The organism is Mucilaginibacter sp. McL0603, assembly GCF_049992945.1.
Lineage (GTDB): Bacteria > Bacteroidota > Bacteroidia > Sphingobacteriales > Sphingobacteriaceae > Mucilaginibacter.
This window is the reverse complement of the sequence record NZ_CP188251.1, coordinates 2,881,132-2,893,886: the sequence shown is the minus strand read 5'-3', so window position 1 is coordinate 2,893,886 and position 12,755 is coordinate 2,881,132. Positions and strand designations below refer to the sequence as shown.

The following is a 12,755-nucleotide window of genomic DNA, read 5'->3' as shown; positions in this document are numbered from 1 at the left end:
TGTAGGCACAGTTAATAAGTGCGTTGTCACACTGAGCTTGTCTATGATCGGTATCATATAGGAGTAGTTAAATCGTTAAAAAAATAATCTTTGTTAATCACATAATTTTTTATTTACTTTGTATATCAAAGTACTTTTTAATAACAAAAATGCTTAGTTTCAACAAAACTTATTTCCTGCTGGCCCTGCTATTTCTGCTTACAGAAGTGTTGATAGGCTTATATCTGCATGATGCTTTGATACGCCCCTACGGTGGGATTTCCTGGTGGTGATCTTATTGTATTGTATAGTTAAAACTTTTGCAAATACTTCAATTTTTACTACAGCCAGTTGCGTGTTGCTATTCGCCTACTCTGTAGAAATATCACAATACTTCCACCTGGTGAACTTGCTGGGCCTGCAAAATTCCAGTTTAGCAGTTATGCTGATGGGTACCTCTTTTTCATTTACCGATATGCTGATATACACTTTAAGCATGCTACTGGTAATTGTGGTAGAAAATATCAGATTGAGTTTAAAAACGTTTTAATAATATGGCTACCTATTTTGTAAATACCAATTCTATTGTAAGAAAGATATGGGGAAAGGCAGACACCATCTTATTCATTTTTGCAGGGGCATCAGCCGAGTTTGCTTTGAATAAATCGGTAGATTGGCTTTACTTTACTGGCAAGCTACCCTCCGACCCGCTTGGCCGTTTATTCAGTACGGTCAATTATTCCCGGCAGATATTATTTTCTGAGTACGATGCTGCCCTGCGGTCTATCGATCAGATAACGGCCATTCACAGAGGCGTGGAGGCCAGTCGTGGGGCACAGATACCCGATGACGCTTACCTGGATGTGTTATATCTGCTGATAGACTATTCCATCCGCTCTTATGAATTACTCGAACGCCCGCTCGCTGTAGCCGAAAAAGAAGAAGTATTTGAAGTATTCTACCGTGTTGGCGAACGCATGGCACTTAAAAACTTACCCACTAACTACACTGATTGGATCATTCAACGGGAAGAACAATTAGGTTACAGTATATGCAGGGGCAACCTGACACATGATCTTTATCTTCAATATAAAAAACACCTGGGCCTAATACGGTTTCATCTTTTAAAACAGGCACAATTGCTTGTGGTACCACGCAGGGTAAGCAAATTGCTCGGTCTTGGTAAAATGCGGTGGTTATTGCCTGTACTTTATGTTTATAAATTTTTCAGGTTACTCAGATTGCAAAATCTGCTAAAAAACGCCATCCTCCCACCAGCCTATGTAGGCCAGGTTAAAGCAATGGATACAGCACCAAATTCTTAAATCTTAAGTTTTATATATTGTGCTTTATACTGCAAACCCGACACTCTCACGCATTTATCGGATAGCTTACAGCGGCCGTATTAGTCATTTACTCATATTTGCCATACAACAGGCCTGTGTTGCCTTTTCCCGATCCTGGTTTTCACCATGCTGGCACTAGCGCATTTGTTTACAGGCGTTATCCCTCGATATGACTTTATGTTGATCGCCTGCATGGTGATACAAGTTGTACTGTATGCATACAAAATAGAAACACGTGATGAGGTATTGGTGATCTGTACCGTCCATCTGCTTGGGTTCATAATGGAGATATTTAAGATACATATTGGCTCGCGGTTGAGAATAGGTCGTGCTAAATAATTCGTCAAGCCTAGAGCTGTTAATAATTTATGAGAAATAATTTTAATTAAAACACAATAAAATACATAGTGTTATATCAATCAGTTAATATTTAATAAAAAATACAGTATGAAAAAGTTAAGTGCATTTATTATGGCAGTAACTCTTGCGGGAGTGTTTGAGCTTGCTGCAGCAAAAAGTGATCATCATATGATTACCGGTAAAGCAGTTATCGGTAGCGGCAAAAATATAGCTGTTGCTGATACTATTCCAAACAAAAAGAAAAAACCTACTGATCCAATGCCAAATCCTTCGCCTACGCCAAGCCCTAATCCACCTAATCCAAGCCCTACTCCTACTCCTAACCCGAGCCCAAATCCTCCTGTTCCAAATCCAACACCGGAACCAAGTCCGAATCCGCCTAATCCAACGCCGGCACCAAGTCCAAATCCGCCTAACCCAACCCCTGCGCCAACGCCACCAACTAACCCAAGTCCTACGTCACCCACGAGTCCTACTACAACTCCGCCAAAATCTTAATGATGGCATTGTTGAAATAGTTTATATCATAAAAATGACCGGATGTTTTCCGGTCATTTTTTGTTAAAGTAGTCATTTGTGTCTTTTTTAAAACTTAAACATCTCCAAACAAAAATTATAAAAAAGCTATTTGTACTTCAAGTATTACCACTTAATTTATTAAATGCCAGTTAAGTTTATTATACTAAAAGAATAAAATACAAACTTTGCCGTTAAGCTTGAAATCAAATCCTCAAAACGTCTTAATAAATCACACTATGAAAGCAATCTTTTATCCAAAAAAATTTCGGAGATTAATATTACCAATAGTCGCCTTTATTGTACTTTCGTTTGCATTAAGCTCCTGCACTAAAGACGGAAGTGTTGATACTAAAAACTCTTATCTTTTAGTGACCAATGCCGCCGAAGCCTCCGTTGTACAGGACTTTTATTCCGATAGCACACGGTTAACCACATCTTTGGCTTACGGCTCAAGCTCTGGGTTTTTACCAACTTCCAGCGGCAGCCATTTGGGACGATTTAAAAATTCGGGGACAACAATTGTTAATACTTCCTTTAACATGGTAATTGAAGGCGCAGACTCTTATAACGTTTTTTATATAGATGGAGGTTCATATGCCATTTTCCCGAATGACAGGTCTGCCCCTCAATCAGGAAAAGCAAGGGTACGTTTTATTAATTTAAGCACAGCCTTAACAACAAATATTGATCTGGTCGCTTCCGGTGGAGCTGTACTGGCTTCAAACCTGGCTTTCAAATCAGCTTCTGATTTTACTGATATTGATCCCTCTACTTCCATTACCGTTAATGCTACGGGGTCTGCTTCATCGATACTGAACATACCTGCCACTTTCCAGGCGGGGCATGGTTATACAGTTTACATTTCGGGCGCTACCGCTTTGAGCGTTACCTCGCATATTATAACGGAACGATAAATAAAATATGATTAGCCTCACCTAAACGGCGAAGCCTTCATGAACACCTATTTAAATAAATATTAATGTGAATAATCCTCTCCGTTGGAGAGGACTTTGACTGCATTCCCTTTTTTAAGTCCTTCTCCTTTGGAGAAGGGTTGGGATGAGGCAAATTATCAGGCATGCCTGTTACTATTGGTGACAGGCATTTATCAGCGACAGGCATTTATATTTTATACATAGCATCCTGAACAAATGATTTTATCTTTGCCCAATGGAAACTCAGGAAACTCCGGAAATAGATGAACAACAACCCGAGGAACATGGTGTTGCTATTTATTCAAAATTGGCAATACTGCTATTCTCTATAATTTTCGATCCGATAATAGGTGGTGTATTATTAATGCTGAACCTCCGTTCGGTTGGCTATAAAAAAGAAGGAACTACAGTACTTTTATTCTCGATAGCTTACTATTTTGTATCAGGCTATTTGATCAGTTATATTGCTAACGCATTGCGAATACCATTAACCATGGACACTTTGTTGAAAAACCCTAATCCCAAAATCATTGTTAGTTTGATTGTCTTGAAAATTATAGGCGGTGGAATATTAGCAGAATATTTCTTTAAAAAATATTTTCCTCATGATGATTATGAGCACAAGAGTATTTGGAAAGCACTGCTTATAACAATTCTTGTCCTTATTCCCCTTAGCATGTTGATTAAGTTGTGATCAAATAAAAAAATCCTGCCAATACATATTGTACGGACAGGATTCTTTTATTATTAGCTTTTGAATTAAAGCCCGAAACTTAAACCAAGGGTGGTATTTATTGCAGTAATAGGTTGTTTTGTTACATATCGCCCGATTTCATGCGTACGGTCGTCATTTGTTATAGAAGGCCCGGTTGAATTGATATAAGCTCCGCGCAGTGTTAAAAACAGATTATCGCTCAGTTTATAACGTAATGATAAATTGCCGCCATAAGCAAGTACTGTTCCCGAACCACCACGCTGGTAAAACGTACCTGTCTGATCGGTTATACCCGAAAGCAAAACATTCGTTTCAGGAGTTGAGAAGACCTTTATAATTCCAACATTAGGCCTTATATCAAATAAAAATTTGCCAAAGGTGAAGGTGTATTGCGGACCTAATAATATGTTCAACGTTTGGTAACGGTTTTGCGCTGTAACAGTTGACTGATCGGCACCATATGATTTGGTATAACCTGCAGCCAGGCTATCTGCATCATTTTGGTTTAGTTCGCCATTGTCCTGGTAAGTTATACTGGCACCGATGCCGAAATTTTTAGAAAAATAATAAGCTCCGTCTAATCCGTAAGTAAGACCCTTTTTAGCAAAGCCTGATTTGTTATTATCATAATCAACTGAACTAAAATTGCCTTGAGGGATAGATATCCCGCCAAAAAAACCAAAATAGCTTTTGACTTGTGCCTTAGCGCCCATAGTCATAAGCAGAGTAAGTGCTATAGTTAGTGATGTAAGTATTTTTTTCATCTTTATTTGTGATGCTTTGTTTAAGTTTCAGAATTAATTACTGGCATAGGTATAAGGCAATTTGTTAAACTCCCCGCCTAATATGTTATCAATAGTGTAAGAAATAGTACCGGAACCATCGACAGTTTGTGATCGTGAATAGAATTGGAATGTTCCGGTTATCTGCTTCTGCACCGAATCAACAGCCGTTACGTAAATAATACCTGCACCAGCTCCTACAGTACCATGTGGCAAAAAAACATAATTGCCTTGACTGTCTTTTACTTGGGTTTTATACTGCGCTTTAACTAAAACTGAATCAATATTATAAGTGCCTGTTGCAAAACCGGGAGTATTGCTCGCACTATTTATAGTAACTGACATAGTGATCTGCTTTTGATCATGTGTGCCCGATAAAACAAATGTTTTGGTTTGGGCAGTCGGGTCATAGCTAACTGTCGAGCTTAATGTATCGGGTGCCCAGGTTGCACCATTAATATTGGCCTGGAAAGGCGCAGTGGTATACGCGGTACCAACTACAGTCTCCTTTTTACAGCTTTGTACAAAAAATGCAGCTAACAAAAGAAAAGCGAGAAGTCTAAGTTTATTCATATGATCTTATTTACGCTGTTAACGGGGTTTCTAATTATTAATTATTGGGGCCACTATTATTTTACATTATTTAACAATTGCTGTAAATTTCAAAAGTAATCCGGGGACGAAATAACGAAATAATTATATCAATAATAACACCTTTTGAAAAGCAATTATGAACTTACTGCCACATAGCCGAATTTCTCTCAGGTATTGGGCAAAGGTGTATTTTTTACTCGTTATTTCACAAAAAGGTGGATTAGATTATGATTATAATTTGATATCTTAATGATTAAGTTGAACATCTGCCACTGATTTATACAAAACATGCAGCTTTAAAACATGGCCGTCCTCTATTAACGGATGATCAAAAACACCCGCTTTGCTCATCCCGATCTTTTTCATTAGGTGTTCGAACGCTTATTATCTACGGAAGTATATGAATATACCTCGTTCAATTTTAAAGTATCAAATGCATATTTAAGACATGCCCTGGCTGCTTCTGTTGCAAAACCCTGGTTCCAGTTAGCTTTATTTAATCGCCAACCAATCTCTACACAGGGCGTAAAATGACTTTCGAACCGGACATTTGCTAAGCCCGTAAATCCGATAAACTCATGGTTATCTTTTCTTTCCACGGCAAAAAAGCCATAACCATACTGATCAATATGTGCAGTAAGGCGTACAATCTGTGCTAAGCTTTCATCCCTCGTCAATGTTGACGGAAAAAACTCCATCACCTCGTTATCCGCATTTAATTGGATGTAAGGCTCATAGTCACACTCCTGCCATTGCCGCAGTATCAGTCGTCGTGTTTCTAAAAATATCGCAGACATAAAGCAATTATAAGCATATCTTTTTTGTAACAAACAATGCCTATGTCCTATCTCAATATAAATTATATTTGATTCAATTACCTAAAATCAAAAAACTAAAAATGGATCATTCATTAGTAACTACCAGTACCTCGTTAGAGGGCTATAAAATTGTAAAACACTTAGGCGTTGTACGTGGCATCACTGTGCGCAGCCGTAGTGCATTGGGCAATATCGCAGGCGGCTTTCAGTCGCTTTTTGGCGGAAGGCTTTCTATCTACGTAGAGCTTTGTGAAAATGCCCGCGAAGAAGCTTATCAACTTTTAATACAGCATGCCCAGGTTATGGGCGCTACGGCAATCATCAATATGCGTTATGATGCCAATGAAGTCATGCAGGGCGTTACCGAGGTATTAGCTTATGGTACGGCTGTAGTGGTGGAGAAAATTTAATGGCAGTTGCAGTTTGCAGTAGCAGTAGAATCACAACTGCTACTGCAATTTACCACTGCTACTTAGCTACAAAAGTGGCGATAATAATCTCACCAACTTCTCAGGCATTTGTTTGTAAACAGGGCGTTTTTTCCAGGTGTTGGCGTTAATTTTTTTGGCATTCTTTATATCATCATAAAAAACATCCCTTAATTGTTCTGCGGTAGCCGTATCATAGATCATGCTATTTACCTCAAAATTGAGTTCAAAGCTGCGGTGATCCATGTTAGCCGTGCCGATAATAACAAGCTGCCCGTCAGAAACCAAAGTTTTGGCATGAACAAATCCTTTCTGATATAAATAGATCTCCACTCCTGCCGCCAGTAATTCGCCGTAATAAGACCGGGCAGCTGCGTTAACCAATGACGAATCGGATTTATCAGGCACCAATATTTTCACTTTAACACCGCTTTTAACCGCTACGTGCAAAGCATTCATGATATTTTCGCCGGGTATAAAATAAGGTGACGTGATCAGCAATTCCTTTTCGGCCAGACCAATGGTTTGCACCATCGAGAACATTAATGTGGGTACATCTGAGTCGGGACCGCTTGCTGCTATTTGTACAGTAGCTTTGCCGTTGGTTGTCGGCTTGGTGCAAAAGAAATCTCTTTCCAGTTTCAGGTGCTTGCCCGAGCAAAAGTTCCAGTCAGAAATAAATAAATATTGCAGGTAGTATACTCCCGGACCGTTGATCATCACATGTGTATCCCGCCAAAATAGCTGACCCGGTTTATTAATATACCGGTCACTTACGTTGATACCACCTACAAAGCCTATACATCCATCCACAACAATTATTTTGCGGTGATCGCGGTAGTTTATCCTGTTGGCAAACAATATAAATCGGATCTTATAAAACGGAAATGCCTGTACACCCGCATCTGTCAGTTCCTTAACAAATTCCTTCCTGATGGAACGGCTGCCAAAATCATCATAAATAAATCTTACTGCTACGCGTTCTTTAGCTTTTTGTATCAGCACTTCTTTTATTTGTTCAGCAATCTCGCCATCTTCAAAAATGTAGTATTCTATATGGATGTGATGTTTGGCATTTTTAAGAGCTTCTAATACTTCAGGGAACTTTTCCTCACCGTTGATCAGCAATTTCACCTTATTACCACCGGATAGCGGACTCATGCCGTCATTTAAAAGATAGAGCGCCAGTTTTTTATGCTTCTTTATGGCAGGTTCTTTGGTATCCCATGCCTTTTCCGATTCTACAGTTACACGCCTGCGCAGATCTTCCAATGCGGTTTTATCCCTGACTATCTTTTTACTGTATAGCTTCTTTTTTCGATAGTTAAGTCCGACAGCAAAATAGATAACCATGCCAATGACAGGCAAAAATATAGATACAAGCACATACGAAAGCGCTTTAGCTGTGGAAGGTGTATTATAAATTATATTGAGGCATACAATAATGATGACAACAACATATGCAGCAGTAGCCAGTTCGATCCATTCCATGTAATTGCGATGACAGGTTTCTCAGCAATATAAACATTAAAGCACCAAATTGTTTTTACCCGCTTTCAACACATATGCTTTCCCCTTCCAGATCAGCCTTCCGGGCGTACCTTCAGGTAAAGTAATATCCATCAGCCATTTATTATTCTTCTGCTCATACTTTACGCTGATGTTGCCTTTGGGATGGGGTATTTGTCCGCCAATATTTGTTATTGTTCCAAGATGGGGCTCGATCTTAACTTTTTCAAATCCGGATGCATCGCTTTCAATGCCTAAAACAGTACGGTAGAGTTCAATATTAGGGCTCGAACCCCAGGCATGGCAGTCAGACCGTGATGCACTGATATCAGACATTTCGGCCCAGGTGGTCATACCCATTTTGATATTTTCGCGCCATATGTTCAGCCAGTTAATATAGTCATTACCCATACCAGATTTTATCAACGCCTGGTGTACATAGTATTTAAAATAAATGGATGCCTGCACCATTGAAGTATCAGCTAATAATTTATGCCCGAGTACGGCAGTTTCATTTCCATCGGCTACACCGGTTAAAATAGCCAACGCATTAGCATGCTGTGAGAAAACATCCTTTTCGGGGCGATCAGCAAATTCGCCTCTTTCTGTCACCCAATATTTATTTCTTATAGTTTGTTTAAGCTGAGAAGCCAATTGCCCGTACTTCAATGTATATTCTTTACTGCCTAATTTACTTTCCAATTCAGCCGCTAACTGGTACGCCCATAATAACTGCATATCCAACACAGCCGAATTACCCTCCTTGCCTATTGGCGCTGTGCCTGCGTTCCAATCCTTCCCGTTTGCCCAATCGGTAAATTCCCAGTAAGGCGCTTTTTTTAATGAGCCGTCAGGCTGCTGATATCGGTTAAAGAAAGCAAGCACATCCTGCACACCCTGCAATTTATCGCGTACAAATCCACTGTCATTACGATACATGTAATAATCATGCAGCATGCCTATCCACCATAATGAAAACGTAGGTATCTGTTGTGGGATAGCCGTTGGATAACGGCTTTGGGTGATCCCTTCCGCAATACGTGAATGATCAAGCAGAGTAATCGCATTCCGAGCAAGTCGGTCATCACCGCTGTTGTAGTAAGAAACCAGGGCCTGTATGCGTGTATCGCCAATATATTGTAGCTGTTCATAATATGGGCAATCCATATAGGTTTCCCAGGCACACAAACGGGCAGTGTGCCACCCTATCTCTAATATCTTGCTCAGCTCGGTGTTGTCTGTTTCCAGTTTGGCATTATATTTAAACGGATAGCCTGTTGCCATACCGTACAGATCGTCAATAATTAAAGGCTCGTCTTTGGTCTCAACGATTAGTTGGATATAGCGATAAGTGCGCCAATTCAGCGGTGTAAATTGCTGACCGGTGCTGCCATCACTAATGACACTGTCTTTACGACCTACAAAACGCTTGCCTTCTATTTCGTTACGGTTGCCTTTTTTGCCTTGTGCTCTCCAGTTTGTATTGTTAGGCTCGATGATATACAAACCTTCGGCATAAGCCATTGATATGCCTGCATCCTTTCCCTTGCTGAATACAATCGTCGGATAAGCATTCGTCAGATAAGTTTGATCGAGCAAAATAGTTGCTTTGGTGTGGGTCGTTATGGTAACCAGACTTTTTTTAGTCGGGAAAGTTGAAGGCAAACCAACGCCCCCAGCTTTGCGCATTGCTTTCAGCCTTTGCATCACTAAATCGCATGCAGGTATGGGTGATGGCACAAGCATCCAGCCATCATCAAATGTAAACAGGCCTTTGGGCCAACCTGTAGATATTTTGGATGCCTGCTGCCATTTGGTATCATCAAAACCGGGCTGCTGCCACTGCTGTGGGTGTCGCTTCATGTCTACCAGTTCGCCCGGACCTGCAACATAATAGCTGTAGATCAATTCAACCGGTAATGGATGATAGGCTGAATCGCGGTAACATTTCCAGTTCGTTCCGGTATTAATTTCTTCTTCTGCGGGTGTATTGCCTTGTAATATAAAACCTGTCCGATAACTCATTTGTGAAGCCGGTCTTAATGCCCCCTCATTAAACACAATCGCACTGATAACATTTTTGCCGGCAATGAGATAAGGTGCCAGATCAACTGTTTCGTAATTCCAGTAATACAGATCGCCGCGCGCAGGGCCAACGGATATCAATTGTCCATTTACATACAATTTATAACGGTTATCTCCCGATACATGCACAAGGTAGTTAGCTGGTTTATTTGATAAGCTCCACGTTTTACGAAACAAACATATCTCGTAACCATCAGCCGGTTCGCCGGGCACCTTTATCCAGAATGCATTCCAGCGTTTTGATGTAATTAACTGATTATCTGATTGCGCAAATAGTGTACTATTGCCCACTAGGGTTAACAGGAAAAGAAATAGTAAGCGATACTTCATTTTAGGTTATGAATGAGTGCGCTTAAATTTAAAGAAGAGATTTGATTATTCCTGCTTTTTTAAATAAAGCGGCAGGCAAATTATCTATGCTAATAATATCTTTCTCAAATCTTCGGCGCCTTCGCCCATGCCATTTATTTGAAATACGAGAGCGGTATGGTCTTCCACATACCATGAGAAAGATTGCCGGTAAGCAATTCATATATCAGGTACAATGGCCAGAATATATAAGCCAAGATAAGCATAATGATACCATGGTTGTAATACCAATTAACCATTAACGCATAAATACCTAAAATTAAGTAAACAATACTTGAGTCTCTTTTGTTCATGATTGGTGATTTAGCCTACACAATAATAATAACATTTTACTTATAAAGTATAAACGCGTAACAATTGCCTACTGTTTTATGTTATTGTTCGAAAGGATTTTAAGTTATTATTAAAACGGCCTTAATGTATATGTTAAAGCAATTTCTTATAAATAAAAATGTTTTTTTTGTTGAAAATCGTTGAAAGGTTGATAACTAAAAACAGCAGAAATAATAAAAATTACGTTTATTGGTAAACAAATCGCCTTAAAACAGGTTAACTTAAATTAAAAACTACTTATCATGGCAACAACAGGGAGCGGAATAACCGCGTATTCAGTAAAAACAAAAACAAAAAATGTTCCGATGATCGATCCGGTTATTGACATTAAATCAGGAAGGTACATTGCAAGTGGAAAAGATAGTGCAGGCAATAAAATGTCGGCTATTATGAGCAAAGCAACTGCTGAAGGTCACATTAAAGATGGTAACGCCAAAAAAGGCACCGGCTGGAGTTAATCTCAATCATTTGATTTTTGCTGTAGCATCGTTGATGCTATGGAATAACTATAAACCCTGCAATTAAGATAATTAATTACAGGGTTTATGTTTTTAATGACTATTCTTATTTTATTTATTCAGATTATCTACCCTGTCATAAAACTCGTTCTGCAGTTTTATAGTAGTGTTATCAACTTTAACTTCTTTTAATGCTTTGATAAATGAAGCGATCTCATGATCGGTAATAAATTTACCAAAGTCAGAAGTAGCTTTGTCACCTTCACCTGCATAGTGGTTTGGATAAGATGCGTACCACCATATAGGTGTATACAAACCCGGAATGTTTAATCTTTTCTGGTCGGCACCGGATTGTTGTGTTGCCCTATCCATCCTCATTAGATCAGGTCTGTAATAAAGCAATACAGAGGTTTCGCTTTCGCCCGCATGCTGATCTGTGCGTATATCTGATTTATGCATCTCACGATATTGTTTAGCATATTCCTGGTCACCTTCAGCTGTATAAAAATAGATTGCATAATTATGCCGTTTGTTTAAAAACGATTGCATAAAAAAGCGGATAAACTCCGGGTTGCCCCCATGCCCATTCAGGATTACAATTTTTTTGAATCCATTGCGTGCTATCTCATCACAGGTAGCTTCCAGTAGATCATATATCACGCGGCTTGGCAAAGCAAAGGTTCCGGGTTGCTGTCTCGCTTCATTGATCTGCCCGTAAAAATAATCCGGAAAAACAACTGCGTACTCCTGCTTTGTTGCCCTCGCTGCCCATTCACGCACATGGATCAGGTCGGTACCTAGTGGAGAATGAGGCCCATGCTTTTCCAGTATACCAAATGGGAGTATACAAGTTTGGGATGATTTGTCCAATGCAATTGGAAAATCTGTTGCAGTAAGCTCATCCCAACGTGCAGGAACTTCCTGTGCAAACGCATAACTGCAAACGAAAAATAGTAAGGAAAATAAAAAGGTTTTCATATCAAAGGCTGTTTTGGTTTATCTAGTGAAGATATGAAAATCAGCTTTGATTTATAAATAGTTAACTAAATTATTACATTCCCCAATTCTTATAGGGGTTGATGGATAAACTTGAATTGGTGTATCTGCCATCATCGGTAACTTCTTTAGTCACCCAATCCGGTTTTTCAAATTTTTCATCCTCGCTTTCCAGTTCAATTTCAGCAACTATTAATCCTTTATTATCGCCCATAAAAACATCAACCTCCCAGGTCTTTCCGGCAACGGATATTTTGTACCGGGTCTTTTCCGTACCGCGTTTTGTAAAAGCCTCTAATATTTCAATGCCGTCCTGCAATGGTATTTTGTATTCATATTCCTTACGGCTTACTTGCGATACCTTGCTTTTCAGGTTTAAAAAGCCCTCATTATCCGAGATACGTACACGAATTGTTTCTTTTTCATTACTTAATAAATATCCTTGCTTGTAATGAGTACCCTCAGGTCTACCAAGCCGGCCCCATTTTTCATGGTCGACTAAAAACTTCCGTTCTATCTCCACTCCCAT

17 protein-coding genes are annotated in these 12,755 nt (G+C 39.4%); 9 read left to right on the top strand and 8 right to left on the bottom strand.

Annotation, left to right across the window (positions count from 1 at the left end):
* The first annotated feature begins 149 nt into the window (after window positions 1-149).
* From ACPPVU_RS13475 to ACPPVU_RS13445, 7 genes are all read left to right on the top strand, one after another.
* Complete coding sequence (locus ACPPVU_RS13475) at window positions 150-272, top strand: hypothetical protein (RefSeq protein WP_426667031.1); 123 nt, start codon at window positions 150-152, stop codon at window positions 270-272.
* Complete coding sequence (locus tag ACPPVU_RS13470; RefSeq protein ID WP_426667030.1) at window positions 266-529, top strand: DUF2809 domain-containing protein; 264 nt, start codon at window positions 266-268, stop codon at window positions 527-529. Before ACPPVU_RS13475 ends, ACPPVU_RS13470 begins: the two co-directional genes overlap by 7 nt.
* 4 nt (window positions 530-533) lie before the next feature.
* Entirely contained in the window at window positions 534-1,304 is a 771-nt protein-coding gene (locus ACPPVU_RS13465; protein WP_426667029.1) for an oxygenase MpaB family protein, read from the top strand.
* Between the two features lie 147 nt (window positions 1,305-1,451).
* A complete protein-coding gene (locus ACPPVU_RS13460; RefSeq protein WP_426667028.1) occupies window positions 1,452-1,664 on the top strand; it encodes a DUF817 family protein in 213 nt (70 codons plus the stop codon).
* A gap of 108 nt (window positions 1,665-1,772) precedes the next feature.
* Window positions 1,773-2,183: a hypothetical protein gene (locus ACPPVU_RS13455; protein ID WP_426667027.1), complete on the top strand. Its 411-nt coding sequence runs from the start codon at window positions 1,773-1,775 to the stop codon at window positions 2,181-2,183.
* 257 nt (window positions 2,184-2,440) lie between these two features.
* Window positions 2,441-3,118, top strand: coding sequence for a DUF4397 domain-containing protein (locus ACPPVU_RS13450; RefSeq protein ID WP_426667026.1), 678 nt, complete (start codon window positions 2,441-2,443; stop codon window positions 3,116-3,118).
* Window positions 3,119-3,374: 256 nt separating this feature from the next.
* Window positions 3,375-3,833, top strand: coding sequence for a hypothetical protein (locus tag ACPPVU_RS13445; RefSeq protein ID WP_426667025.1), 459 nt, complete (start codon window positions 3,375-3,377; stop codon window positions 3,831-3,833).
* A 65-nt stretch (window positions 3,834-3,898) separates the two neighbouring features.
* On the opposite strand, the gene ACPPVU_RS13440 is transcribed toward ACPPVU_RS13445, so the two are convergent.
* The 3 genes from ACPPVU_RS13440 to ACPPVU_RS13430 form a co-directional block, all read right to left on the bottom strand.
* A complete protein-coding gene (locus tag ACPPVU_RS13440; protein ID WP_426667024.1) occupies window positions 3,899-4,618 on the bottom strand; it encodes an outer membrane beta-barrel protein in 720 nt (239 codons plus the stop codon).
* A 33-nt stretch (window positions 4,619-4,651) separates the two neighbouring features.
* On the bottom strand, window positions 4,652-5,209 hold the full coding sequence (locus ACPPVU_RS13435; protein ID WP_426667023.1) for a DUF6252 family protein: 558 nt from the start codon (window positions 5,207-5,209) through the stop codon (window positions 4,652-4,654).
* Window positions 5,210-5,595: 386 nt separating this feature from the next.
* Window positions 5,596-6,027, bottom strand: a complete 432-nt coding sequence (locus ACPPVU_RS13430; protein ID WP_426667022.1) for a GNAT family N-acetyltransferase — start codon at window positions 6,025-6,027, stop codon at window positions 5,596-5,598.
* A 101-nt stretch (window positions 6,028-6,128) separates the two neighbouring features.
* Between ACPPVU_RS13430 and ACPPVU_RS13425 the strand changes: the two genes are divergently transcribed.
* Window positions 6,129-6,458 carry a YbjQ family protein gene (locus tag ACPPVU_RS13425; RefSeq protein WP_426667021.1) on the top strand — a complete coding sequence of 110 codons (330 nt, stop codon included), beginning with the start codon at window positions 6,129-6,131 and terminating at the stop codon, window positions 6,456-6,458.
* Between the two features lie 66 nt (window positions 6,459-6,524).
* Here ACPPVU_RS13425 and cls read toward each other — a convergent pair whose 3' ends face one another.
* From cls to ACPPVU_RS13410, 3 genes are all read right to left on the bottom strand, one after another.
* A complete protein-coding gene (gene cls, locus ACPPVU_RS13420; RefSeq protein ID WP_426667020.1) occupies window positions 6,525-7,967 on the bottom strand; it encodes a cardiolipin synthase in 1,443 nt (480 codons plus the stop codon).
* A gap of 36 nt (window positions 7,968-8,003) precedes the next feature.
* On the bottom strand, window positions 8,004-10,400 hold the full coding sequence (locus ACPPVU_RS13415) for an alpha-L-rhamnosidase C-terminal domain-containing protein (RefSeq protein WP_426667019.1): 2,397 nt from the start codon (window positions 10,398-10,400) through the stop codon (window positions 8,004-8,006).
* 134 nt (window positions 10,401-10,534) lie between these two features.
* A complete protein-coding gene (locus tag ACPPVU_RS13410; protein WP_426667018.1) occupies window positions 10,535-10,732 on the bottom strand; it encodes a hypothetical protein in 198 nt (65 codons plus the stop codon).
* Between the two features lie 282 nt (window positions 10,733-11,014).
* On the opposite strand from ACPPVU_RS13410, the gene ACPPVU_RS13405 reads away from it, so the two are divergent.
* The gene (locus ACPPVU_RS13405) at window positions 11,015-11,230 is read left to right on the top strand and encodes a hypothetical protein (protein ID WP_426667017.1); all 216 of its coding nucleotides are present in this window, start codon (window positions 11,015-11,017) and stop codon (window positions 11,228-11,230) included.
* Between the two features lie 111 nt (window positions 11,231-11,341).
* Here the strand turns inward: ACPPVU_RS13405 and ACPPVU_RS13400 are convergent, their stop codons facing one another.
* Together ACPPVU_RS13400 and ACPPVU_RS13395 are read right to left on the bottom strand one after the other, a co-directional pair.
* Complete coding sequence (locus ACPPVU_RS13400) at window positions 11,342-12,208, bottom strand: creatininase family protein (protein ID WP_426667016.1); 867 nt, start codon at window positions 12,206-12,208, stop codon at window positions 11,342-11,344.
* 73 nt (window positions 12,209-12,281) lie between these two features.
* Entirely contained in the window at window positions 12,282-12,755 is a 474-nt protein-coding gene (locus tag ACPPVU_RS13395; protein WP_426667015.1) for a CYTH domain-containing protein, read from the bottom strand.

Excerpts from the sequence above, each read along its gene's own strand:
- ACPPVU_RS13450 (WP_426667026.1), top strand. The coding sequence starts at position 2,441 with ATGAAAGCAATCTTTTATCCAAAAAAATTTCGGAGATTAATATTACCA.
- ACPPVU_RS13410 (WP_426667018.1), bottom strand. The coding sequence starts at position 10,732 with ATGAACAAAAGAGACTCAAGTATTGTTTACTTAATTTTAGGTATTTAT.
- ACPPVU_RS13395 (WP_426667015.1), bottom strand. The coding sequence starts at position 12,755 with ATGGGAGTGGAGATAGAACGGAAGTTTTTAGTCGACCATGAAAAATGG.
- ACPPVU_RS13455 (WP_426667027.1), top strand. The coding sequence starts at position 1,773 with ATGAAAAAGTTAAGTGCATTTATTATGGCAGTAACTCTTGCGGGAGTG.
- ACPPVU_RS13405 (WP_426667017.1), top strand. The coding sequence starts at position 11,015 with ATGGCAACAACAGGGAGCGGAATAACCGCGTATTCAGTAAAAACAAAA.
- ACPPVU_RS13430 (WP_426667022.1), bottom strand. The coding sequence starts at position 6,027 with ATGTCTGCGATATTTTTAGAAACACGACGACTGATACTGCGGCAATGG.
- ACPPVU_RS13435 (WP_426667023.1), bottom strand. The coding sequence starts at position 5,209 with ATGAATAAACTTAGACTTCTCGCTTTTCTTTTGTTAGCTGCATTTTTT.
- ACPPVU_RS13440 (WP_426667024.1), bottom strand. The coding sequence starts at position 4,618 with ATGAAAAAAATACTTACATCACTAACTATAGCACTTACTCTGCTTATG.
- ACPPVU_RS13400 (WP_426667016.1), bottom strand. The coding sequence starts at position 12,208 with ATGAAAACCTTTTTATTTTCCTTACTATTTTTCGTTTGCAGTTATGCG.
- ACPPVU_RS13415 (WP_426667019.1), bottom strand. The coding sequence starts at position 10,400 with ATGAAGTATCGCTTACTATTTCTTTTCCTGTTAACCCTAGTGGGCAAT.
- ACPPVU_RS13425 (WP_426667021.1), top strand. The coding sequence starts at position 6,129 with ATGGATCATTCATTAGTAACTACCAGTACCTCGTTAGAGGGCTATAAA.
- ACPPVU_RS13475 (WP_426667031.1), top strand. The coding sequence starts at position 150 with ATGCTTAGTTTCAACAAAACTTATTTCCTGCTGGCCCTGCTATTTCTG.
- ACPPVU_RS13460 (WP_426667028.1), top strand. The coding sequence starts at position 1,452 with ATGCTGGCACTAGCGCATTTGTTTACAGGCGTTATCCCTCGATATGAC.
- ACPPVU_RS13445 (WP_426667025.1), top strand. The coding sequence starts at position 3,375 with ATGGAAACTCAGGAAACTCCGGAAATAGATGAACAACAACCCGAGGAA.
- cls (WP_426667020.1), bottom strand. The coding sequence starts at position 7,967 with ATGGAATGGATCGAACTGGCTACTGCTGCATATGTTGTTGTCATCATT.
- ACPPVU_RS13465 (WP_426667029.1), top strand. The coding sequence starts at position 534 with ATGGCTACCTATTTTGTAAATACCAATTCTATTGTAAGAAAGATATGG.